This is a genomic window from Bradyrhizobium sp. SPXBL-02, assembly GCF_051853065.1.
In the GTDB taxonomy this organism is placed as follows: domain Bacteria; phylum Pseudomonadota; class Alphaproteobacteria; order Rhizobiales; family Xanthobacteraceae; genus Bradyrhizobium.
Genome location: NZ_CP182474.1, coordinates 4,612,278 through 4,634,616, shown reverse-complemented (window position 1 = coordinate 4,634,616; position 22,339 = coordinate 4,612,278). Strand labels below are relative to the sequence as shown.

Here is a 22,339-nt window from a genome sequence, read left to right as displayed (position 1 = left end):
TGAGACGAATCCACCGTTTTGCCGTATTCGGCGATAGTCATGGACGTGGGCGCGTGCGTTTTTGGCAGGGCAAGCGATTGTCGGGCCGCGATTGAACCGGCAGGATTCAGGTTGTTTCGATGAGTGAAAGGCCGCCCATTTCACCCCGGAGTCCGCGGGCCGCGCTCGAGCCCGAGCAACTTCCGCCGCCGCCCAAGCGGTCGGACCGTGCGCGCAATCCGTTCGTCATCGTCGGCAACGCCATCATCACCCTTCTGCTGATCGCTATGCTCGGCGCCGGCGGCGTCTATTATTACGGCCGCCAGGTGCTTGAGGCGCCCGGACCGCTGAAGGAGGACAAGATCGTCAACATCCCGCAGCGTGCGGGCAAGCGCGACATCGCCGAGACGCTGAACCGGGAAGGCGTGACCGACGTCAATCCCTGGGTGTTCATCGCCAGCGTCGCCGCGTTGAAGGCGAGCTCGGACCTCAAGCCAGGTGAGTATTCGTTCCAGAAGAACGCCTCGCTGCGCGACGTCATCGGCACCATCGTCGAGGGCAAGGTGGTGCAGCACGCCGTCACGATACCGGAAGGGTTGACCTCCGAGCAGATCGTGGCGCGGCTGTCCGACAACGACATTTTCACCGGCAGCGTGCGCGAGCTGCCGCGCGAAGGCACGCTACTTCCGGAGACCTACAAATTCCCGCGCGGCACGCCGCGCGAGCAGGTGGTCCAGCGCATGCAGCAGGCGCACAAGCGCGTGCTGACGGAGATCTGGGAACGCCGCAATCCCGACATTCCAGTCAAGACGCCGGAGCAGCTGGTCACGCTGGCGTCCATCATCGAGAAGGAAACCGGCAAGCCCGACGAGCGCAGCCGCGTCGCTGCGGTGTTCGTCAACCGGCTGAAGCAGCGGATCAAGCTGCAGTCCGATCCGACCATCATCTACGGCCTCGTCGGCGGCAAGGGCACGCTGGGCCGGCCGATCAAGCGCAGTGAGATCACGCAGCCCTCGCCCTACAACACCTATGTGATCGAGGGCCTGCCGCCGGGCCCGATCGCCAACCCCGGCCGCGCCTCGCTGGAAGCCGCCGCCAATCCGGCCCGCACCCGCGACCTGTTCTTCGTCGCGGACGGTACTGGCGGGCATGCCTTCACCGAGACCTACGACGCGCACCAGAAGAACGTCGCCAAGCTGCGCGCGATGGAGAAGCAGATCCAGAACGACACGGTCGAGCCGGCCGAGGACGCGCAGCCGCCGGCGGCTGCCGGGTCCGGCGCAGCCGACGCGCCGACCGCGACCACGCCGGCGCGGCCCAATCAGCAGAAGAAGCCGCCGGCGGCACGCCCGGCCGGCCCAGCCAATCCCGCACCGGCCCGACAGGGCGCAGTGCAGGGCTCGCCGCCGGTGGTCCAGCGCTAAAGCCCGCGCGCAGACCAGCTGCCGGGCATTGCTGATTCCACTTTCCGGCAAAATAGTCTTAAGATTCGCGTGGCTTGATGGCCTCGCGAATCCCGTGTTCCTGGAGAATCTGAACTGATGGCGCTGTCGTCCATGACCGGCTTTGCGAGATGCCACGGCGCGAGCGGGCCGTATACGTTCGAATGGGAGTTGAAGTCGGTCAACGCCAAGGGCTTCGACTTGCGCGTGCGGCTGCCGCAGGGCTTTGACGAGCTCGAGGCCCATGCCAAGAAGCGCGCCGGCGAGCTGCTCTCGCGCGGCACCGTCTACGCCAATCTCAACGTCAAGCGCACCAACGCCGCCGCCACGGTGCGCATCAACGAGGACGTGCTCAACGCCGTGCTGAAGGCCGCCGCGCTGATCTCGGGGAAGGTCGACGCTGTGGCGCCGAGCATCGACGGCCTGCTCGCCATCAAGGGCGTCGTCGAGGTCGCCGAGCCCGAGGGCGACGAGGAGGAGGACAAGGCGGCGCGCGCCGCGGCCGCCGAGGCCTTCGACAAGGCGCTCGACGAGCTCGTCGCGATGCGCAAGCGCGAGGGGACCTCGCTCGGGCAGATCCTGACCCAGCGCGTCGACGAGATCGAGCAGCTGGCGAAAAGAGCGGAAGCCGCGCCCGGCCGCAAGCCGGAGGCGATCAAGGCGAAGCTGGCTGAACAGATTGCAGCGCTGCTCGACACCTCCGACCGTTTCGATTCCGACCGCCTGATGCAGGAGGCGATCCTGATCGCCACCAAGGCCGATATCCGCGAGGAGCTCGACCGCATCGCCTCGCACGTCGCGCAGGCGCGCGAGTTGATCGGCAAGGGCGGCCCGATCGGCCGCAAGCTCGACTTCCTGGCGCAGGAGCTTCACCGCGAAGTCAACACCTGCTGCTCGAAGTCGAACGACATCGAGCTGACCAATACGGGCCTCGCCATGAAGAACGTGGTCGAGCAGTTCCGCGAGCAGGTCCAGAATCTGGAGTGATCGATGACGACGGGCGGTCACGGAACTGACGGTGTCGAACGGCGCGGATTGATGTTCGTGCTGTCCTCGCCATCAGGCGCGGGCAAGACGACGCTGTCGCGTCTTTTGATCGAGCGGATGCCGGGCCTGAAAATGTCGGTCTCGGCGACCACGCGGCCGATGCGCCCGGGCGAGGTCAACGGCAAGGATTACACGTTCGTCGACAAGGCGACGTTCGATGCGATGGTCAAGGCCGACGAACTGCTGGAATGGGCGACCGTGTTCGACAACAGCTACGGCACGCCGCGCGGCCCTGTCGAGGCGGCTCTGTCGGCAGGCCAGGATGTGCTGTTCGACATCGACTGGCAAGGGACTCAGCAGTTGAAGCAGAAGGCGCGCGCCGACGTCGTCAGCGTCTTCATCCTGCCGCCCTCGGCGGCCGACCTAGAGAAGCGCCTGCACTCGCGCGCGCAGGATTCCGACGAGGTGATCCGCAAGCGCATGAGTCGCGCTAGCGACGAGATGAGTCACTGGGCCGAGTACGACTACATCGTGATCAACCACGCGGTCGACGAGGCGTTCGCGGAGGTGCAGTCGATCCTGAAGGCCGAGCGCCTCAAGCGCGAGCGGCGGATCGGCCTCGTAGGCTTCGTTCGAAGTTTGCAAGGTCAGCTTCAAGGTTAGGCCGCGACAGTCGCGGCCCTTGCTTGGCCAGCTGTTCCAGCATCGTCGTGATGCCGTCGACGTCGACGGCATCGGCGTCACGACCTGTCGACGCGTCATCGTGATCCTTGCCGATCTCGCCAGCGGCGAGCTTGGGCGCTGCGGCGACGGGCTGGAATATCTTCTCGACCATCTCGACCTTGTTGCTTCTGGTCTCGACGGGTTGTGCGGCCGGAGCGGCGGCACGTTGTCTGCGCGCGTCAATCAGCTCGATCTCGCGGCCGATCGCGGCAAGCTTCGTCGCTTGTCTTGTCGGTTGCGGACGTGCCGCATCGAAGTCGATCGGGCGCGGCGGCTGGGCGGCGGCCGGCAGTGAATCGCGCCAGGGCGCACGGCTTCCCTCCTGGTTCTGCGCCTGCCAATCGTCCCAACGCCCGTGACGGTCCGCCGACCGGAGCCGGACGCGCGCGCCGGCGAAGCGGTAGATGAGGCTGGCCAGGATTCCAGCGAGCGCGAGCGCGCCGCCGATCACGAGCAGCAGCATCTGCAGCGAGCCGGTCGGCTTCTCAGTCGTGCTGTTGTCCGCCGCAGCGAGCGCCACGGGCGAGGAGGATTTCGACGGCTTTGCGCTCGGCTGCGCGGCGGCCGCGACAGCGGTCGGTGCCGGCGACGACGCGGGGGGAGCGGATGCAGTGGAGACATCGGGCCAGGGTGCGGCGCCAGCGGGTTGCTGCGCGTTGCCGTCAGCGGCCTGGTCCGCGGATTGTTGCACCGGCGCCGCCGCGGCGGCTTGCATCGGAACGTTCGCCGTCTTGGCAGCAGCAGTTCCGCGCGGCGTCGGATATTCGGCGCGCGCGTCCTGCACCGGGTTCTGCTGCGGCGCCGGCGCGTCCGCGGTCGATGGATCGCTCACGGCCGGGGCGGCCTGCGCGGTCCTCGCGCTCTCCTTCTCACCGGCGGCGCGCAGATACCAGCATTTCCGCTTCGTCGTGCGATCCAGGCGATAGTACCAGTGCTGGCCCTGCGGCGCGGCATCCTTCGGCGAAGCCAGGCAGGCGGGGGCCGCGTTGGCGGTGCTCGATGGTGCAGGCGCGTTCTGCGACACGGCGGCTAATGGCGCGCCGGCAAGGATGCTGCCAACCAGCGCGGATATGAACTTTGCGGTGCGGTTGCCCATCCTGGTCTCCCGGTTACGCATGACGCAACTCTTAACCACCCCTTTGTCATCAAAGACTTGGGTGGCAATGAGCCGCAAATCCGGAGAGGATGTGGCTTGAATCGGGCCTGCGCGGCGTTCGTTCCGCCGCCGGATGAGACTCTTCAACACCAGGATCAGAGTTCCACGCCGCAACCTCAGCCGGTTGACTGATAATTAGTTTCTACTAATCATTAGTAACAGCTTATTATAGGTCGAACAGGCGCGGCATCGGGCGGCGAGTTTCTATGGCTAAAGACAGCGCACAACTGGCTGCTCTCGGCGATCCGACCCGCAGGCGGATATTCGAGCTCGTGGGTGCACGGCCACGCACCGTCGCTGAGATCACGCGACAGCTGACCGTGTCCCAGTCGGCCGTCTCACAACATCTCAAGGTGCTGCGCGAATCTCGCTTGGTTCGTGCAGAGCCGAAGGGTGCCAGCAACGTCTATCACATCGATCCGGCAGGGCTCGGCCAGATGCGCGCGTGGCTCGACCGCTTCTGGAGCGACACGCTGGCAGCCTACAAATTGGCCGTCGAAAAACCATCGGAGGGATCCAAATGAACACACGTGTATCGGCTGCGCCCGTAAAGCATTCCATCGTCGTCGAGGCGCCGATCGAGCGCGCGTTCAAGGTCTTCACCGAAGACTTCGGCAGCTTCAAGCCGCGCGAGCACACTCTACTCGCCGTTCCCATTGCGGAGACTGTATTCGAGCCTCGCGTGGGCGGAAGCATCTATGATCGGGGGATCGACGGCAGCGAATGCCGCTGGGCACGCGTGTTGGCGTTCGAACCGCCCAATCGAGTCCTCTTGAGCTGGGACATCAGCCCGCGCTGGCAAATCGAAACAGATCCCGCCAAGACGAGTGAATGGGAGGTCCGGTTCATTGCGGAGACACCAAGCCGGACCCGCTTGGAGCTGGAGCACCGTCACCTCGATCGGCACGGCGAGGGCTGGGAAGGCGTCCGCAGCGGCGTTGACAGTGATCAGGGTTGGCCGCTCTATCTGCGGCAGTTTGCCGAGCTGATTGCCGGCAAGGGTTGACGCGCCTTTCCAACGCCGCGTCATGATGAGCTGGAGAGGCCCTATCGAGCCTTGCTCCCGATTGGGCCTGGAAACTTCTCACCTCCGCAGCCGTTATGTCGCGGCTGAGGAGATGTCATGCCGGTCAAGGATCAGATCAAGAATTTCGCCAAGAAGCTGGTGGAGGAGCAGCCCGATGCGGCGACCCTGCGGGCGCTGGTGCGGGCCCGCAAGCCGACCGCCATGCACTTTCGCGACGACGGCATCGTGCCGAACAATCCGCGCTTCCCGGCGCTGCTCTATCGCCGGGCGGTGAAGCTGAACGGCCGGCGCTTTCCGCCGGAGGTCGTCATCGACACGCTGTTCGACACGAACGGCTGGGGCCGGTCGTGGCGCGACACCGTGTACGACTACGTCCACTATCATTCGCAGATCCATGAAGTGATGGGGGTGGCGCGCGGTGCGGCGCGGATCGAGTGCGGCGGGATCAAGGGCCGCATCCTGAATGTGAAAGCCGGCGACGTTCTGGTCCTGCCCGCGGGCACCGGCCACCGGCTGATCGAGTCCAGCCGGGACTTTCTGGTTGTCGGAGCCTACCCGCAGGACGGCACCTATGACGAGTGCACCGACACGCGCCAGCGTCCTGACGCGGTCAAGCGCATCGCCAAGGTCCGCAAGCCGAAGACGGATCCCGTGCTGGGGAGCGACGGGCCGCTGCTCGCCGCGTGGCGGAGCGCTCAGCTCAGATAATCCGGCGTGAAATCCGCCAGTCTGCGCAACTCGTCGGGCTGCAGCAGCTCGATCTCGCTGCCTTCCCAGGCGATGAACCCGCGATGCCTCAGCTCCTGGATGGTGCGATTGACGTGGACGATCGACAGTCCGCAGGCGTCCGCGACGTGCCGTTGCGTCATCGGCATCTGGAAACCGTTCCCTTTGACGAGGCCGACGACCGCCAGCCTTGCGGCCAGCTCGCAGATGAGGTGCGCGACCTTGGGCAACGCCGCCTGCGCGCCGAGGCGGGCGATCCATTGCCGGGAGATCGCCGCGTCGACCAGCGTCTCGCGCCAGAAGGCGCGGGTCAGGTGGATCGAGCTGTCGAGTAGCTGGCGGAGCTGGCTGTGGGCGACGGTGCCGACGATGGTCGGGCCGAGCCCCACGAGGTCCGCGTCCGTCGGCGAGACCAGCAGCGTGTGCAGGCACGGCATGTCGCCGGGAACATGGAAGGCGAGGGTCTGGCTGCGATCGCCGACGATGCGCGACTGGTACAGGAAGCCGCTGACGACGAAGACGCAGCGGGTCGCGGCCTCGCCCTGGCGCAGCACGATCTCGCCATCCGAGACCTGGCGCAGCGTGGACGGCAAGCCCGCGATCTGTCGGCGCTCGTCCTCGGACAGGCCTTCGATCGCTTGCAGACGGGCGATGAACTTCGGATGCGGCATGGGCCTCGCGTGCCGCTTCAGCCGTCACGCGGCCCCGGCGCCTCGGCCAAGCGACGCGACAGTTTCGCAAGTGTCCCGTCGGAAACCGGCGCGGATCGGAACTCGAGGATGGCGCGGGCGAGCTCCTGATCCGACATCGGCCGGACCGGCTCCTTCAGCCTTCCCTTCAGCAAGGCATCGTTGATGCTGTCCAGATGCTCGCCCGCCTCGGATGCGAACAGGCGGCGGATGCGATCCAGCAGAGTGGTACTTTTCATGAGAAGGCCGGCTCGTCCGAAATCGGGGGGATTGGTGTGGCTGCGATCGGTGCGTCGCAAGCCGGTTAGCAACCTGTGCTTCCGATCTGCGTTCTAGTCCGCTGAACGCAAGCCGGACGTATCATTTGATAGAACCGGCGCGATTATTGGCGGCCCCATGGAAAAAGCTCACGACGTGCTGATACGGAACCTCGGCGAGCACACCGCGCTCGCAGATGAGGATATGGCCGAGATTCGCGCGCTGACCTTGTTGCTGCGCGATTTCGCGCCCAACGAGGATTTCATCCGCCAAGGCGACGAACCCGAGCATTCCGCTTTGGTCGTCTCCGGCATGGTCGCCCGCTACCACCTGCTCGGCAGCGGGCGGCGGCAATATCTGGCGTTCCATCTCACCGGCGATCTCCCGGACGCGCAGGGGCTGTTCATCGACCAGATGGATCACGGGCTCAGTGCGCTCGGGCCGGCGTCGGTCGCGTTCATCCCGCACCGCGAATTGTTCATCGCGTTCCGGCGGCGGCCGACCTTCAGCCTCGCCGTCTGGCGCGAGACTCTGCGCGATGCCGCGATCTTTCGCGAGGCCATCACCAACAACAGCGCCCGGCCGATGCAGGCGCGCATGGCGCACCTGTTTTGCGAGCTGTTCTACCGCGCCCGCGCGGCGCAGCTGGTGCGCGGCAATCGTTGCCGCGTGCCGATCAGCCTCGCGCAACTCGGCGAGACGCTCGGCATGGCGATCGCGACGGTGAACCGGACCCTCGGCGATCTCAGGCGCAGCGGAGCGATGGATCTTCGTGACGGCGAACTGGTCGTGCTGAAATGGCGCGAGCTGCAGCGGCTCGGCGATTTCAGTCCGGCCTATCTGCATCTGAAGCGGCAGTCGCCGCCGCTTGGGTGAGTCGGAGGCGTCAACCCTCCGCGGTTGCCGCTCCACCGCGCACCTCGTCAAAATGCTTCTTCACCCAATCGTTGCAGCAGCAGGCCCTTGCTTCGAGCGCTGCTGCATCGAGGATCAGGATGGCGCCGCGGCGGGTCGCGAGGATGCGCCGCGCCTTGAACATCTGGATGACGCGGCTGGCATAGCTGCGGGAGACGCCCAGCATGCCGGCGAGCTGCTCGTGCGTGAGGGGAATCTCGGCTCCGCCGATATGTTCATGCGCGGAGATGATCCACTTGGCGGCACGCTGCTCGATCGAATGCGCGGCGTTGCAGGCCGCGGTCTGCAGCAGCTGCGCGAACTGGCAGTCGGCATAGCGCGCGAAGGCTTCCTGGAGTGTCGCCGACCTCTGCTGCGCCTGCTCGAGCGCGCGCAGCGGCAGCCGCACCAGGGTGCCGCCAAGCTTCACGATCATGCGCGAATAGGCGAGCGAAGGGCTGCGGCCGGCGGCGATGCCCACCGCGCCCTCGCGCCCGACCAGCAGGCTTTCCACCTCGCGATCGTCCTCGACCGGCACGGCGAACGACACCAGCGCGGGCCCGCATGGAAAATGGACCGCGGCGACATCGTCGCCGGCGTGATGCAGGACGTGGCTCGCCTCGAGTTCGACCGGCTGGAGGTGAGGCGCGAGCAGCTCGAAATCCGGATCATTGAGCTGCCGGAGCAGATCGTTCTGGGGCCGACCGGTCACATCGTGTTCTCTTGGGCGGGCCGGGAATCGGCGCCAGCGGCAAACCTACGTTTCCGCGGCGGAACCGACGGTTCCAAAGTGCACACAACGGGCGGTCGGGCGTTGAAAACTACAGCACGACGTCGTGTGCTTCAGCTGGCTGGACGGCAGCGAGGATCGTCAGCCGCAGCGGACTTCGCGATCCCCCGCCAGTCGGCCTTGTGCCGCGGCCGCGCGGTAAGCGTCGATCGCCTTGTTGGCGAGCATCAATTGCCGGCGCTCACCGGTTCGAAGCTGGGCCTCGATGGCGTCGAGCAGGAAGTTCGCGGTCGCGTCCGGCGGCCCGAGCTCGCCGCTCTTCTCCAGGCAGCTCCAGGCGATGAAGAACGCGCTTTCGACGGTGCAACGGATCGACATGCGCAGCCAACGCGGCGCGGCCGCAGGCGTTCCGTGCGGCGGGCGAGACTTGCGTCGGACCCGCCCGCTCTGTTGTCAGTTCTTCAGCACGATGCGGCCGACGACCTTGCCGGCGCGCAATTCGTCGATCCATTTCTGCACGTCGCCCATCGGCTCCTCGCGCATCGGCGTCGGCTTGATCTTGCCGGCGCGGGCGAGCGCCATCAGCTCGTGGGCTTCGGCGAGCGTGCCGACCATGAAACCTTCGATGGTCATGCGCTTGTAGACCCATTGCACCATCGGCAGCGTGAACTGGCCGCCCATCAGGCCGGACACCACGATCTTGCCGCCGCGCGCGGCAACCGCGACGGCAAAGGCCATCGACTTCTCGTTGCCGGCGAAATCGACGATCTCGTCGAAGCCGCCCTCGGTCTCCTTCAGGATGCGCTTGATGACGTCGGGCTCGGCCGGATCGTAGGCCACCGCGGCACCGTTCTTGAGTGCGGTCTCGCGCGCGGCCGGCGAGAGGTCGGCGACCGTGATCGGCTGTTTGAACATCGCCTGCGCGAACGACAGGCCCATCATGCCGACGCCGCCGAGGCCGATCAGCAGCAAATTGCGTTGGCGTGGCCGGTCGACCAGGCGCTTGAGCGCGCCATAGGCGGTGACGCCGGAGCACATCAAGGTCGCGGCCTGGTTGACGGGCAGGGGATCGTAGTCGAGCAGGTACTTTGCGTCGGGGACCAGAACGTGGGTGGCGAAGCCGCCGTCGATGGAGACGCCGAGGAAGCGCTGCTTGACGCAGAGGTTCTCGTCGCCATTGGCGCAATCGCGGCACTGACCGCAGCCGATCCACGGAAACACCGCCTTCTTGGCGCCGACGAGGCTGGAGGGAACATCGGGGCCGATCTCGTCCACGACGCCGGCGATCTCGTGGCCGAGCGTGAAGGGCAGCGTCATGCCGCGCGTGGTGTCGAGCTTCCTGCCGCCGCCGAGATCGGCATAGCCGTCCTGGATGTGGAGATCGGAGTGGCAGAGGCCGCAGCGCTCGATGCGGACCAGAACCTCGGCGCCTTTCGGCTTCGGCGTGTCGACGATGGTCTCGCACAAGGGCGCATCGAACTTGACCAGGGACTGCCGACGCATCAACGCCATTTTCTTCCCTCCGGAATTCTTGGTTACTCGGCTTCGCTGCGTATATCCGCCAATTCACGGGCCATGGCAACAAAGCCGGAGATGGGAATGGTCTCGGCGCGCCGCGTCGCATCGACGCCGGCGGCCTGCGCAAGCCGTGCCGGATCGACGCCGAGCGATTTGAGGCTTTGCCGCAGCATCTTCCGGCGCTGGCCGAACGCGGCGGCGGCGACCTGCTCGAGCAGCCTGCGATCGCACGGCAGCGGCTCCGGCCGCGGCTTGAGGCGCACGACGGAGGAGGTGACCTTCGGCGGCGGCACGAAGGCCGACGGCGCAATGTCGAACAGGATCTTGGTCTCGCAGCGCCAATTGGCGAGCACGCCGAGCCGGCCATAGGCCTCCTCGTCCTCGCGCGCGACGATGCGCTCGCCGACCTCGCGCTGGAACATCAGCACCATCATCTCGTACCAGGGCGGCCAGGGCTCGGTAATGAGCCAGTTGATCAGAAGCTGTGTCGCGATGTTGTAGGGCAGGTTGGCGACGATCTTGGCGCGTTCGCCCGAGAGCAGCGGGCGCGGATCGAAGGTCATGGCATCGCCATGCACGATCTCGAGCCGGTCAGGATAGCGCGCGGCAATATCCTGCAAGGCAGGGATCGCGCGTTCGTCATGCTCGATGGCGATGACGCGCCTCGCGCCGAGCGCGAGCAGCGCGCGCGTCAGCCCGCCGGGACCCGGGCCGATCTCGACGATCGTGGAATCTTCCAGCGGTGCCGCCGCGCGCGCGATGCGGGCGGTCAGATTGAGGTCGAGCAGAAAATTCTGGCCGAGCGATTTGCGCGCCGACAGTGCGTGCTGGCGAATGACCTCGCGCAGTGGCGGGAGGTCGTCGATCGCGCTCATCAGCTTTGCGACGCCGCCATGCGGCTCGCAAGCTTGAGCGCGGCGATCAGGCTCGCCGGATTGGCCTTGCCGGTGCCGGCGATGTCGAAGGCGGTGCCGTGATCGGGCGAGGTGCGGATGAAGGGCAGTCCGAGCGTGACGTTGACGGCGTCGTCGAAGGCGACGGTCTTGATCGGGATCAGCGCCTGGTCGTGATACATGCAGACCGCGCAATCATAGGTTCGTCGCGCCGCCTCGTGGAACATGGTGTCGGCGGGCAGCGGACCCCTGGCCTCGATGCCGTCGTTGCGCAGCACTTTCAGCGCCGGGGCGATGACGGTCTGCTCCTCGTGGCCGAGCGACCCGTCCTCGCCGGCATGGGGATTGAGGCCGGAGATCGCGATGCGCGGCGTTGCGATGCCGAAGCGGGATTTCAGCTCGGCGGCGACGATGCGGACGGTCGAGACGATCAGCTCGCTGGTGAGCTCTCCCAGCGCATCGCGCAGCGAGACGTGGATGGTCACCGGCACGACGGCGAGCTGCGGCGACCACAGCATCATCACCGGCTGCGGCACGCGGCCGCTCTCCGCGGCGAGCTCGGCGAGGAATTCGGTGTGGCCGGGATGACGGAAGCCGGCGCGGTAGAGCACGCTCTTGGCGATCGGGTTGGTGACGACGGCGCCGGCACGGCCTGCGCGCACGTCGATGACCGCCTGCCGGATCGAGGCGAGTGCGGCCGACGCGCTGGATGAATCGGGCTTGCCGGGCTCGGCGGTGGCGCGCTCGCCGGTCGCGACCACGGGCAGGGCATCCTTGAAGGCGGACGTCGCCTCTCCGGGGCTCACCGCGGCAATCCTGATGTCGGTGCCGAGCGCCTTGGCGCGGCGCGCGATCAGCGCCTCGTCGCCGAGCAGATAGAAGGCGGGCAGGTTGAGCTCGGCCCGGCTGCGCCAGGCTGCGATCGTGATGTCGGGACCGATGCCGGCGGGCTCTCCCAGGGTGAGGGCAAGGGGCTTGGCTGCGGACCTGGTGGAGGGCTCTGGGTGGGGCTTGGCCATCAGCGGTTGCGATATTCGATCATCGCCGCCTTGCGGAGCTCGTCGAGATAGGCCTTCTGCGTCTTCTCGTACTTCTCCTGATACATCTTCTCGCGGACCTCACGCTTCTTCGGCGTGTCGATCATGGTCGGCTTGCGCGAGCACAGCACCACCATCTCGATGCCGTTCTTGGTCATCTCGGGCGCGGTCAGGTGGCCGATCGCGGTGTCGTCGAGCACCTTGCGCAGCGGCTCGGGCAGCTCGGCGGTGGTCTTGGTGACGGCGTCGCGGATGGTGGCGTTCGGGGTCGAGCGGAACAGCGAATTGGCCTCCTCGCAGCTCCCGACGCGGGCGCGATAGGACTCGGCTTCTTTCTTCCGGGTTTCCAGGAACGCCGCCGACGAGCCGCGCGGCACGATCAGCACGATCGGCTGCATCTTGTACTCGATGCCCTCGACCTGGAGCTTATCGCCGGTCTGCGCCTGCACGGCCTGCGCGACGTCGCGCTCGCCGACCAGCAGCTTCTCCTTGAAGCGGCCGCGCACGAGGCTGCCCCAGACCATCTCGGCCCTCATGCGGCTCTTCAGCGTCTCCGAGCGGACACCCTTGGTTTCGAGCGTCTTGGTGAGCTGGTCCGGTGTGATGCGCATGCGCTGCGCCATGCCGTCATAGGACTGGTTGATGTCGGACACGCCGGGATCGACGCCGTACTTCTTGCCTTCCTTGATCTTCACCTTGTCGTCGATCAGCTCGTTGATGACCTCCTGCCGGCTCGGGGTCTTCTGCGTCGTCAGCTGGTCGAGCTTGGTGCGCTGCTCGATGTCGAAATCGGTGATGGGATCGCCGTTGACCATCACGACGATGTTTTGCGCGCGCGACGGTGAGGGCAGGGCGGCCAACATCAGTCCGGCACCGATGGCGAGAAGGAGGCGGAAGATAGGCAATGGCGTCGTCATGATGTCGCTCGCATGTCGACCGCGTTGAGATAGGGCAAACGCGGCCGACACTTTAAACTGTTCACTGAAGGCCGGCGGAACTGCTGCTCGTCGACGAGTTCGCCAGCGTGCGCAGGCCGATTTGGAACATGAACGCGTGGCTCAGCGTGGGCGGTGCGGTGCCCGCGGAATAGCTATACGAAGTTACGTAATTCGCCGCCAGCACGAAGCAATCGTCGACATAGCCGGCACCGAGCACATATTGGTTGATCTTGTTGGCCTCGAGGTCCCAGCGCGCCGAGCCCGACACCACCCAGTTGGTCGCGACCTTCAGCGAGCCCGTCGTCAGGATGCCCTCGCGGCGGGTCAGATAGCCCAATTCCGGCTGGGCTGCGTAATTGCCGTACAGCACGCTGACCGACCAGCGATTGAAGTTGGCGCGGCCTTCCGCCTCGAAGCGCTGCACGTTCCAGGTTTGCTCGTCCATGCGGGAGCGGACGCTGAACGTGTAGGTGCTGTTCGGCGAGTAGCTGGCGCTGGTGACGTAATCGGACCGCGGCTTGTCGAGGCCGGAGTTCAGGCCGGTGTTGATGGCATCCTGGACCGCGAAGGAGTTCAGGCCGAACAGGTGGTAGGACTGGCCGAACAGCACCTTGACGGCGCCGCCCCTGTCGAACTGCGTGGTGGACTGCACGCCGACATTGGCGCGGCCGCCGCCCTCGACACGGTCGTAGCCGGAGAACTTGTCGACGTTGAACAGGTTCGCGGCGTCGAACACCAGGCTCTGGGCGTCCTCGTTCGGTAGCCTGCCGGCATAGGTCTCGTTCGGGCGGATGATGATCTGCGCGATCGGCTCGAGCGTGGTCGAGCCCCAGGGCTGAACGTTGATGAACGGATAGCGGTACTCGAGGCCCACGGTCGGCATCAGGCGGAACGCCTCGGTGTCGCCGACGGGCAGGTAGTTCGACACGCCGGGCTGGTTGGAGACCGAGGATTTGATCGCGTCTGCGCGCAGGCTCGCGAACGGCGTCCAGATCTGGCCGAACGGGTCGGTGAAGGACTTGCGCCACTGCGCTTCCGCCGAGAGGCGGGTGTAGGTGCCGGGGAAGCCGCGCAACAGGCACTGCGAGGGCATCCGCGCCAGCGGATCGGCCGATGCCGTGGTGCACAGGCCGTTGGTGTTGGCGAGCGTCGTGATCGGGTCGAACACCGCATCGTCGCGCGACAGGTTCACGAAATTGGTCTTGTAGCTGAACTCGCCGCCGAAGACGGGATAGTTGAGCACGTTGGAGTAGTCGATCACCGGGTAGACGATCGGCACCTGGCTCTGGTTGCCCGAATAGCTCAGCCAGTACATCGTGCGCGCATCGAAGAAGCTGCGGTTGCCGACGCCGGTCAGATAGAGCTGCGACAGCGCTTCCGTCGGCAGCAACAGGAACGAGCCGAGCGGATCGCGGTATTGATAGAGCCGATAGTCCGAGAAGAAATAATAGTCGGACATCAGGACGCCGTCCCAGCCCCAGACCCATTTGTCGTTCAGCGCGAACTGACCCTTGGTGTCGATGGCGCCGCGGAACTCGCGGTCGCCGGGCTGCCCGGCGAATGCTCCGGGATCGAGCTGGTAGATGCCGTAGGCGCGGATCTGGTAGGCGCCGTCGATCAGGCGCTGGCGGAATTCGCCCTGCAGCAGCGCGCCTTGCCGCGACAAGAAGCGCGGGGTGATGGTTGCGTCCATGTCGGGCGCGATCGCCCAGTAATAGGGAACCTCGACGCCATAGCCCGTGTTCGTCGTGCCGGAAATATAACCCGGCATCAGGAAGCCGGATTTACGCTTCACGGTGGGGTCGGGGGTCGAGAAATAGGGCATGTAGGCGAGCGGCACGCCGAAGAATTCGAGCTGCGCCGTCTCGAAATACAGCATCTTCTCCTGCTGATCGTGGATGATGCGGGCACCCTTGACCTGCCACAGCGGCGGCTTCTTCGGATCCTCCTTACACGGCGCGCAGGCCGTGTAGACGCCGTTCTCGAACACCGTGTAATTGCCGCTGGAGCGGTCGGCGCGGCTCGCGGCCATACGGGTTTGATCGGCCGTGTCCACGCGCAGCGAATCGACGAAACCGTCGCGGTAATCGTCGGAGAGATCCATGATCTCGGCATAGGTGATCTTGCCGTCGGCATCCGTCATGCGGATGTTGCCTTCGGCATGCAGCCGCTTGGTCTTCTGGTCGTAGATGACCCGGTCGGCCTCGACGCTCGTGCCGTTGTAGAACAGCTGCACGTTACCGACGGCGGAGACGCGCGAATTGTTGTAGTCGTAGTCGACCTCGGTGGCCTGAACCAGCATCTGGTTGTCGTTGGGGGCCCTCGGCGGCTTCGGACGCGGCGGCAGCGGATTGTAGGTGAAGCTCTGGGCCTTAGCCGGCGCCACGGCAGCGTCGATCAAGCCGCCCAGCGAGGCAGCCGCGACGACGGCAAGCAGGAGCCTGCGGACGGACAAGCCGCACCCGTTCGCGCGCACCAATGTGCGCCGCGTCAAACGAGACACGAGCCCTCGGCGGACGGCAGTCACTATCCGTCCTCCTGATAGAGCAAGGCCAAAAAGCCGGTGAGGCCGCCCACCACAACGGGCAACCACGCCGCAGCGATCGGATGCATCAACTCAGCCTTGCTCAAGTCCTCAGTTACTTTCGACAGAACGTAGAGCAGAAAGCCTGCGCCCACGCCACTCAAAACCATCTTCTGCACGCCGCCCATCCGGAAGAAGCGCAACGACACGGAGGCCGCGAGCATCACCATGGCTGCGAGCAAAAACGGCTGTGCCAGAAGCTTCTGATACTGGAGTCGGTATCCGGCTGTCGCGAAGCCCGAGCTCTCGGAGGAGCGGATGTAGCTCGGTAGTTGCCAAAAGGACACAGTCTCGGGGGTGGAAAAGCTGTTGCGGACCTGCGCCTCGGTCAGCGTAGTCGGTATCTCAAGAACGGGCTGGTCGATCGGCGGTCCGTCCAGCGAGAAGCGGCGGACGCTCTTGAACAGCCAGCGGCCCGACTCCAGCGTCGCCTCGCGCGCCTCGACCCGCTCCTTGAAGTGCTGGTCCTGGTCGAACCGGAACAGCGTCAGCCCGGTGAGCCGGATGCCCTGCTGCTCGCTGCGCGCCGCATTGATGATGGTCTGGCCGTCGTTGGTGAGCTGGTTGAGCCAGAAGCCGGAGGCGTCCTGAATGCCGCCGCCGGGCGCCGAGCCGAACAGCTCGGCCTCCATGCGCTTGGACCGCTCGCGCAAATTGGCCGACATCGGATTGTAGGCGACGGTGGCGATCACCCCGATCAGCAGCGCACTGCCGAGCGCCGGCGAGATGAACTGCCAGGCGGAAATGCCCGCCGCGCGCGCCACCACGAGCTCGAGCCGGCGGGAGAGGGCGAGATAGCAGGTCATGGCGCCGATCAGCATGCAGAACGGCGTCAGCTTCTCTAGCAGTTGTGGCACCCGGAACAGCGAGGTCTCGGCCACCATGATCGCGGAGGCGGAGGCGAGCCCTGAGGTCTTGCGTACCATCTCGATGTAATCGACCAGCACCAGCAGCAGGAAAATGCCGCCGAAGACGCCGAGCGCGGCGACCACGAAGCGGCCGGCGAAATAGCGCCCGAGTGTGTTGGTGAGCATGCTCATGCGGTGGCCGGACGTCCGAACAGCCGCGCGATCCGTGCGTTCGACCTGTTGATAGCCTCCATCAGGCCGGGAGGCGCTTCGACCACGACGCCGCCGATGATCATCCACAGCCCAGCGCCGATCGCGCCGAAGACCATCGCATATTGGACCAGCACCGGGCTCGGCGACTTCACCGCCATCACCGAGCAGGCAAAGCCGGCCATGCGCAGGCCGAACACCGCGACGATCGACGAGGCGATCGAGAAGTTGCGGCTCTGGCGGGTGGTGCGCGGCGCTCCGAGGAAGGCAAAGGTCAGCACCGCAAAGGCGAAGGGATAGACTGGCGCGAGCAGGCTGTCGTGCAGGGCCGCGCGGAACTGCCCGGGAATCTCCTTGTAGACGGGATCGGTCTCGGATGGCCAGAGCAGCTCCCAGAGATAGCGCTCGCGGATGCCGAGGGTGACGTCGCGGCCCTTCGAGAATTTCGACATGTCGAAGCCGTAGCGGCCGAAGGCCACCAGCGCCGGATCGCGCTTGCCCGCCTCGAAGCGCTGGAGATTGCCGGTCTCCAGCACCAGGAACGAGCCGGTCTCGTTCTTCACGACCTCGCCGCGCTCGGCGACGATCGAGACGCGCTCGTTCCGATCGCGCCGGTCGTCGATGAAGATGCCGGCAAGGATGCCGCCCGGCTGGCGTTCGCGAATCCGGATCGTGAGGTTCTCGTCGAGCCGGGCGAAGCGGCCGGGCTGCAGGATGTTGGTGAGCACGTCGGCGGTGATCTCGGCATCCCACTGCTTGATCCGCCGCATGCCGTCCGGGGCGAGATAGGCCGCGATGAAGGCGACCAGCAGGGCCACCACGCAGGTGGCGTAGAAGAACGGATAGAACAGCCGGAACGGCGAGAAGCCGGCGGCATTCATCACGATGATCTCGGAATCGGTCGCGAGCTTGTTCAGCGTGTGCGAGATCGCGATCATCAGCGCGATCGGCGAGATGATCAGGACCAGGGCCGGGATCACGAGGCTGGTGATGCCGAGGAAGGTGAGAATGGTCTGACCCTGGCTCGTCATCAGGTCGATGCCGCGCAACGCCTGCGTAATCCAGATCACGCCGGTGAGGCTGACCAGGACCAGCGCAAACGACGCCAGCGTCGTGCGGAAGATATACCTATCGATCGACCCCATGCGCTACCGCACGAACCCACCCAAGTCCCCAATGTCGACCAGAATTCCGGCGGTCCAACCAATCCCCGTCAGGGGATCCCCAAGGTCGGCCGACAGCTCTTCCGGCGGTTCATTCTCTCACTACCATCCCTTTGATCCGTCAACAAAATGGCTGCCCCGTGGCACCCTCATTATATGGTTAATATTTCGGGCGTTGTGGCCCCGCGGCCACGGCGGCGCTTGGCATCGGGCTGGCCGCTGGCCCATAGTGGGGGAAGCCTCAGTGAATCGCCGTTCAGCTCCGGCTTGTGCTCGGACCCCCGAACGACGAAAAACCCCATGTTTTGGAGGAGTTATCCATGTCCGATGCCATCAAGGTCGGCTTTGTCCCGTTGTCTGCCGCCCCCCGTGGCATCCTGGTCGTGTTTTGCGACGACGGCCTGAAGCTCGGCCCGGCGACGGCCAAGGCGCTGGGTGGCGCTGCCGACATCGTGAAGCGCGCGGCGGCCGCGGCCGCCTTCAAGGGCAAAAGCGGGGCCGCGTTGGACATTCTGGCACCGGAGGGGGTGAAGGCGACCCGGCTGATCGTGATCGGCGCCGGCAAGGCGACCGGCCTCAAGGCGAATGATTTCCTCAAGTTCGGCGGGGTGGCCGCCAGCAAGCTGCCCGTCGGCACCAGCGCCATGACCGTCCTCGCGGAACTGCCGGGTGGCGCCATGACGAGCGAGCAGGCGGTTGCGATCGCCTCGGGCCTGCGCTTACGCGCCTACAAGTTCGATCGCTACAAGACCAGGAAGAAGGACGGCGAGGAGGGCGGCGCGCGCGCCGACGTTTCGCTTGCGGTCGGCGATGCCGGTGCGGCGAAAAAGGCGTTCGCTGCGGCCGGCCACGTCGTCGACGGCGTGATCATCGCTCGCGACCTCGTCAACGAGCCGCCGAACGTGCTTTTCCCGGAGGAATTCGCCCGCAGAGCCGGTCAGCTGCGCAAGCTCGGGGTCAAGGTCGAGGTGCTCGACGTCAAGGCGATGCAGAAGCTCGGCATGGGCGCGCTGCTCGGCGTCGGCCAGGGCTCGGCGCGGCCGAGCCGCACCGTGGTCATGCGCTGGGACGGAGCCAAGAAGGGCGAGGCCCCGGTCGCCTTCGTCGGCAAGGGCGTCTGCTTCGACACCGGCGGCATCTCGATCAAGCCGGCCGGCAGCATGGAGGACATGAAGGGCGACATGGGCGGGGCGGCCTGCGTCGTCGGCCTGATGCATGCGCTCGCGGCGCGCAAGGCGAAGGTCAACGCGGTCGGCGCCATCGGCCTGGTCGAGAACATGCCCGACGGCAACGCGCAGCGGCCGGGCGACATCGTCACCTCGATGTCCGGCCAGACCATCGAGATCATCAACACCGATGCGGAGGGCCGCCTCGTGCTCGCCGACGTGCTCTGGTACGTCGCCAAGAAGGTGAAGCCTAAATTCATGGTGGATCTGGCGACGCTCACCGGCGCGATCATGGTGGCGCTCGGCACCGAGCATGCCGGCATGTTCTCCAACAACGACGAACTGGCCGACCGGCTGCTCACGGCCGGCATCGAGAGCGGGGAGAAGGTCTGGCGCATGCCGCTCGGCCCCGAATACGACAAGCTGATCGATTCCCAGTTTGCCGACATGAAGAACACCGGCGGCCGCCATGGCGGCTCGATAACCGCCGCGCAATTTCTGCAGCGCTTCGTCGACGGTGTGCCCTGGGCCCATCTCGACATCGCCGGCACCGCGATGGGCGCTCCGAAGACCGACATCAACCAGAGCTGGGGAAGCGGCTACGGCGTCCGCCTGCTCGACCGCCTGGTCGCCGACCATTACGAGCGCAAATGATCCGACATGACTGAAGTGCTGTTCTACCATCTGCAAAACATGACGGTGGAGAATGTGTTGCCGCCGTTGCTCGAGAAGTCGCTCGAGCGCGGCTGGCGCGTCGTGGTGCAGTCGACCTCGGAGGAGCGCGCCGACGCGCTCGACTCGCATTTGTGGACCTATCGCGACGATGCATTCCTGCCGCACGCGACATGGCGGGTGAACGATGTTGCCGACCAGCCGATCGTGCTGGCGATCGAGGGCGGCAATCCCAATGGGGCCAATGTCCGCTTCCTGGTCGACAACGCCGCGCTGCCGGAGGACGCACAGGGCTACGAGCGCATGGTCCTGCTGTTCAACGGCGACGATCCCGACGCGCTTGCGCTCGCTCGCACGGCCTGGACGGATTGCAAGGCGCGGGGATTTGATGTCACCTATTGGCAGGCCGACGACCGGGGCCGGTGGCAGAAACGCAATTAGCCGCAATTAATGATAATTTGCACTTTTCGGGCGATGCTGGCTTCGGCCACCTTCGTGCCGCAAAGGGATGTTGGGACAAACGCTTAGGGCTGGTCCTTCACGCGGGGAATTAGTTTATCGTGCGACATCAAAAGCTTCCCGGCTCGCTCATGATTGCGCTCGTTGCCGTAGCACCGCTGGTCGCGGGCTGCTCGGGCGGCACCGACCTGCTGTCGAAGGACGCCGAATGGTTCCAGAAGCCCGGCCGTCTCTTCATCAAGAACATCTCGATCGAATCGCCGCCGCTGACCCCGGACAAGCCGGTCGGAGCTGAGGATCTCGTCAGCGCCGACGGCGCCTGTCCCGGCATGGCGCCGCCGCCCGGACCCGCCGATGCCAATGCCTCGACGACCGCGCCGATGGGCGGCACGGTCGCGCTCGGCCACACCGAATGCGACGTGGTGCGCGGCATCGGCGCGCCCTCGAGCATCAATCTCTCCAACGATGCCGCCGGCCGCCGCGTCGCCGTGGTCACGTGGACGACTGGTCCGCGCGCGGGCGTCTACACGTTCACCGCTGGACGTCTGTCCTCGATCGAAGGCAATCCGGACCCGCAGCCGATGCCGAGGGCGGCCAAGCCGAAGAAGAAGCACGCGTAGTCGGGGATCGCCTGCGCCGCAGTGAAACGGAAGAGTCTCCGATCCAGGAGGTGAGCGGGGCGGACCCGATGCAAAGCCGGCTTGGCGGCGCGCTCAGAGGATCGGCTTGGTGTTGAAGCGATCGGGCTGGCGAGCGCGGAAACGGCCCTTCATCTTGAAGCCGTCGCGCATGTTGAGGCCGAGAAGGGCGATGTTCATCGCGCCGGCAAACAATTCGAGAGTCTGCACCGCGTAGAACGTGGTGTCGAACTCCGCGGCCTTCGCCTTGGAGGCAAGAAACAACGCGGCGGGAATCAGAACCAGGATGCCGTTGCCGGCGATGAACGGCATGCGCTTGATCTTCGCACCGATCAGGCCGGCGCGCCGCTGCTGTGCCAAGACGAATCCCGAACCTCCCGTCGCCGCGAGCATCGGAATGAGCAACAGGAAGCCCCACGGTATGGCGGTCTTCACCATGGCGATGGTCTGGTGTGACGCAAATAGCTCGGTGAGAGCCGTGGAAAGCCAGAAGGTCGCAATGGTCGTCAGTGCGACCGCTCCCGCGATTGGGTGGATGATCCTGGTCATCGGGTCTGCCGTTCTCGAAGCGGGCTACGCGACGCAAATGCCGGGCACCGCGACCTTCTCGAACAGGTGCGGGGAGGCGACGGCGGATGCGGGGTAGGCCGAGATCTTCGACCTGAACTCGGGGTGCGTGAACGCAGCCCGGAAGTCGGCGGTCGTCTGCCAAACCGCATAGTTCAGATACGTGGGGCTTTCGCCAATTGCTCGGTGAAGCTGGGTGGAGATGAAGCCCGGCTGCCGCTTCATGAAGGCGGCATCGTCTTGCCAGATTTGGAGAAAGCTTTGTTCATCGGCCTTGTCGAGCGTGAACAGATTCACCAGCACCACGGGGCCGGTGTCGATGCCGAGCTGGCGCTCGATGGGACAGTCAGGATCCAGTGGGCGTAGGCGCGCCATGACGAACTCCGTCGAGATGGTTTTATGATGTCAATGTGGTACTATGGATAATCTAGTAATTTGACATCATGATGTCAATAACTGTCTATGGTGACGGATGCGAAAATTCCAACGAACGCCGGCCGGCGATGCCCTGACCGACCTCATGCTTGACTTGTTCCGGCTGAACAGCCTGCTTTTGACCGCTGGCGACCGCTTGGTGGCCCGGCTCGGGCTCACCAGCGCCCGCTGGCAGATTCTCGGCGCCATCGTGCAGGCGGAGCGGCCCCAGCCGGTGGCCTGGCTCGCCCGCGATCTGGGCGGCAATCGTCAAAACGTGCAGCGGATCGTCAACGACCTCCATGCGGAAGGCCTCGTTGCTTTCGAGGCCAATCCGCACCACCGCCGAGCGCAGCTCGTCGTCCTGACCGACAAGGGGCGCCGTGCTTTCGATGCCGCCATGGCCCTGCAGATGCCGTGGGTCAACAGCCTTTCCGAAGGGCTGTCGGTCAAGGATCTGCAAACGGTTCATCGCGTCGTCGCGGCACTACGGGCGAAGCTCGAGAGCGAAGCCGAGGCGCAGACGTAGCGCTGGGCAAGCGCCAAGGTCACGCGCGGTCACACCGAAATGCGATGTGATCGGCATCGGTGTGCCCTCGACCGCTGCAATGTTCCTGCTGA

At 65.6% G+C, this 22,339-nt stretch carries 25 protein-coding genes; 11 read left to right on the top strand and 14 right to left on the bottom strand.

Annotated elements, in window-relative coordinates:
- The first annotated feature begins 119 nt into the window (after window positions 1-119).
- The 3 genes from mltG to gmk all read left to right on the top strand — a co-directional run bounded on the left by mltG (window position 120) and on the right by gmk (window position 3,071).
- Window positions 120-1,403: an endolytic transglycosylase MltG gene (gene mltG, locus ACNJYD_RS21785; RefSeq protein WP_172786451.1), complete on the top strand. Its 1,284-nt coding sequence runs from the start codon at window positions 120-122 to the stop codon at window positions 1,401-1,403.
- Window positions 1,404-1,520: 117 nt separating this feature from the next.
- Window positions 1,521-2,408, top strand: a complete 888-nt coding sequence (locus tag ACNJYD_RS21780) for a YicC/YloC family endoribonuclease (RefSeq protein WP_439363261.1) — start codon at window positions 1,521-1,523, stop codon at window positions 2,406-2,408.
- 3 nt (window positions 2,409-2,411) lie between these two features.
- On the top strand, window positions 2,412-3,071 hold the full coding sequence (gmk, locus tag ACNJYD_RS21775; protein WP_172786453.1) for a guanylate kinase: 660 nt from the start codon (window positions 2,412-2,414) through the stop codon (window positions 3,069-3,071).
- Here gmk and ACNJYD_RS21770 read toward each other — a convergent pair.
- Complete coding sequence (locus ACNJYD_RS21770) at window positions 3,004-4,374, bottom strand: hypothetical protein (RefSeq protein ID WP_439363260.1); 1,371 nt, start codon at window positions 4,372-4,374, stop codon at window positions 3,004-3,006. The genes gmk and ACNJYD_RS21770 overlap by 68 nt on opposite strands.
- A gap of 119 nt (window positions 4,375-4,493) precedes the next feature.
- On the opposite strand from ACNJYD_RS21770, the gene ACNJYD_RS21765 reads away from it, so the two are divergent.
- From ACNJYD_RS21765 to ACNJYD_RS21755, 3 genes are all read left to right on the top strand, one after another.
- A complete protein-coding gene (locus ACNJYD_RS21765; protein ID WP_212257542.1) occupies window positions 4,494-4,811 on the top strand; it encodes an ArsR/SmtB family transcription factor in 318 nt (105 codons plus the stop codon).
- Window positions 4,808-5,293: an SRPBCC family protein gene (locus ACNJYD_RS21760; RefSeq protein WP_212257543.1), complete on the top strand. Its 486-nt coding sequence runs from the start codon at window positions 4,808-4,810 to the stop codon at window positions 5,291-5,293. Before ACNJYD_RS21765 ends, ACNJYD_RS21760 begins: the two co-directional genes overlap by 4 nt.
- Window positions 5,294-5,410: 117 nt before the next feature.
- Window positions 5,411-6,022, top strand: coding sequence for a cupin (locus tag ACNJYD_RS21755; RefSeq protein WP_212257544.1), 612 nt, complete (start codon window positions 5,411-5,413; stop codon window positions 6,020-6,022).
- Here ACNJYD_RS21755 and ACNJYD_RS21750 read toward each other — a convergent pair.
- Window positions 6,010-6,711, bottom strand: coding sequence for a Crp/Fnr family transcriptional regulator (locus tag ACNJYD_RS21750; RefSeq protein ID WP_172786458.1), 702 nt, complete (start codon window positions 6,709-6,711; stop codon window positions 6,010-6,012). The two genes, ACNJYD_RS21755 and ACNJYD_RS21750, sit on opposite strands and share 13 nt — an antisense overlap.
- A 17-nt stretch (window positions 6,712-6,728) precedes the next feature.
- A complete protein-coding gene (locus tag ACNJYD_RS21745; RefSeq protein ID WP_439363259.1) occupies window positions 6,729-6,968 on the bottom strand; it encodes a hypothetical protein in 240 nt (79 codons plus the stop codon).
- A gap of 157 nt (window positions 6,969-7,125) precedes the next feature.
- Between ACNJYD_RS21745 and ACNJYD_RS21740 the strand changes: the two genes are divergently transcribed.
- On the top strand, window positions 7,126-7,863 hold the full coding sequence (locus ACNJYD_RS21740) for a Crp/Fnr family transcriptional regulator (protein ID WP_172786460.1): 738 nt from the start codon (window positions 7,126-7,128) through the stop codon (window positions 7,861-7,863).
- Between the two features lie 10 nt (window positions 7,864-7,873).
- Here ACNJYD_RS21740 and ACNJYD_RS21735 read toward each other — a convergent pair whose 3' ends face one another.
- From ACNJYD_RS21735 to lptF, 9 genes are all read right to left on the bottom strand, one after another.
- Complete coding sequence (locus ACNJYD_RS21735; RefSeq protein WP_260383419.1) at window positions 7,874-8,593, bottom strand: Crp/Fnr family transcriptional regulator; 720 nt, start codon at window positions 8,591-8,593, stop codon at window positions 7,874-7,876.
- Window positions 8,594-8,752: 159 nt separating this feature from the next.
- A complete protein-coding gene (locus tag ACNJYD_RS21730) occupies window positions 8,753-8,989 on the bottom strand; it encodes a hypothetical protein (protein WP_212257547.1) in 237 nt (78 codons plus the stop codon).
- Between the two features lie 75 nt (window positions 8,990-9,064).
- Window positions 9,065-10,123 (bottom strand): alcohol dehydrogenase, encoded by a 1,059-nt coding sequence (locus ACNJYD_RS21725; protein ID WP_212257548.1) that lies wholly within the window; start codon window positions 10,121-10,123, stop codon window positions 9,065-9,067.
- A gap of 23 nt (window positions 10,124-10,146) precedes the next feature.
- Window positions 10,147-11,004: a 16S rRNA (adenine(1518)-N(6)/adenine(1519)-N(6))-dimethyltransferase RsmA gene (rsmA, locus tag ACNJYD_RS21720; RefSeq protein ID WP_212257549.1), complete on the bottom strand. Its 858-nt coding sequence runs from the start codon at window positions 11,002-11,004 to the stop codon at window positions 10,147-10,149.
- Window positions 11,004-12,041 (bottom strand): 4-hydroxythreonine-4-phosphate dehydrogenase PdxA, encoded by a 1,038-nt coding sequence (pdxA, locus tag ACNJYD_RS21715; protein WP_212257550.1) that lies wholly within the window; start codon window positions 12,039-12,041, stop codon window positions 11,004-11,006. Before pdxA ends, rsmA begins: the two co-directional genes overlap by 1 nt.
- On the bottom strand, window positions 12,041-12,976 hold the full coding sequence (locus ACNJYD_RS21710; protein ID WP_172786466.1) for a peptidylprolyl isomerase: 936 nt from the start codon (window positions 12,974-12,976) through the stop codon (window positions 12,041-12,043). Before ACNJYD_RS21710 ends, pdxA begins: the two co-directional genes overlap by 1 nt.
- 61 nt (window positions 12,977-13,037) lie before the next feature.
- Entirely contained in the window at window positions 13,038-15,524 is a 2,487-nt protein-coding gene (locus ACNJYD_RS21705; RefSeq protein ID WP_439363258.1) for an LPS-assembly protein LptD, read from the bottom strand.
- Window positions 15,524-16,621, bottom strand: a complete 1,098-nt coding sequence (gene lptG / locus ACNJYD_RS21700; RefSeq protein WP_439363257.1) for an LPS export ABC transporter permease LptG — start codon at window positions 16,619-16,621, stop codon at window positions 15,524-15,526. Before lptG ends, ACNJYD_RS21705 begins: the two co-directional genes overlap by 1 nt.
- Window positions 16,618-17,784, bottom strand: a complete 1,167-nt coding sequence (lptF, locus tag ACNJYD_RS21695) for an LPS export ABC transporter permease LptF (RefSeq protein WP_439363256.1) — start codon at window positions 17,782-17,784, stop codon at window positions 16,618-16,620. Before lptF ends, lptG begins: the two co-directional genes overlap by 4 nt.
- 338 nt (window positions 17,785-18,122) lie before the next feature.
- Between lptF and ACNJYD_RS21690 the strand changes: the two genes are divergently transcribed.
- The 3 genes from ACNJYD_RS21690 (at window position 18,123) to ACNJYD_RS21680 (ending at window position 20,719) form a co-directional block, all read left to right on the top strand.
- Window positions 18,123-19,622 carry a leucyl aminopeptidase gene (locus ACNJYD_RS21690; RefSeq protein WP_439363255.1) on the top strand — a complete coding sequence of 500 codons (1,500 nt, stop codon included), beginning with the start codon at window positions 18,123-18,125 and terminating at the stop codon, window positions 19,620-19,622.
- Window positions 19,623-19,628: 6 nt separating this feature from the next.
- Window positions 19,629-20,081 carry a DNA polymerase III subunit chi gene (locus ACNJYD_RS21685; protein WP_439363254.1) on the top strand — a complete coding sequence of 151 codons (453 nt, stop codon included), beginning with the start codon at window positions 19,629-19,631 and terminating at the stop codon, window positions 20,079-20,081.
- Window positions 20,082-20,230: 149 nt separating this feature from the next.
- The gene (locus tag ACNJYD_RS21680) at window positions 20,231-20,719 is read left to right on the top strand and encodes a hypothetical protein (RefSeq protein WP_212257555.1); all 489 of its coding nucleotides are present in this window, start codon (window positions 20,231-20,233) and stop codon (window positions 20,717-20,719) included.
- A 93-nt stretch (window positions 20,720-20,812) separates the two neighbouring features.
- Here ACNJYD_RS21680 and ACNJYD_RS21675 read toward each other — a convergent pair whose 3' ends face one another.
- Both ACNJYD_RS21675 and ACNJYD_RS21670 read right to left on the bottom strand, forming a co-directional pair.
- Window positions 20,813-21,286 (bottom strand): hypothetical protein, encoded by a 474-nt coding sequence (locus ACNJYD_RS21675; protein WP_439363253.1) that lies wholly within the window; start codon window positions 21,284-21,286, stop codon window positions 20,813-20,815.
- 24 nt (window positions 21,287-21,310) lie between these two features.
- Entirely contained in the window at window positions 21,311-21,679 is a 369-nt protein-coding gene (locus ACNJYD_RS21670) for an antibiotic biosynthesis monooxygenase family protein (RefSeq protein ID WP_212257557.1), read from the bottom strand.
- A 97-nt stretch (window positions 21,680-21,776) separates the two neighbouring features.
- Here ACNJYD_RS21670 and ACNJYD_RS21665 point away from each other — a divergent pair, with 97 nt between their 5' ends.
- A complete protein-coding gene (locus ACNJYD_RS21665; RefSeq protein ID WP_439363252.1) occupies window positions 21,777-22,247 on the top strand; it encodes a MarR family winged helix-turn-helix transcriptional regulator in 471 nt (156 codons plus the stop codon).
- Window positions 22,248-22,339: the final 92 nt, after the last annotated feature.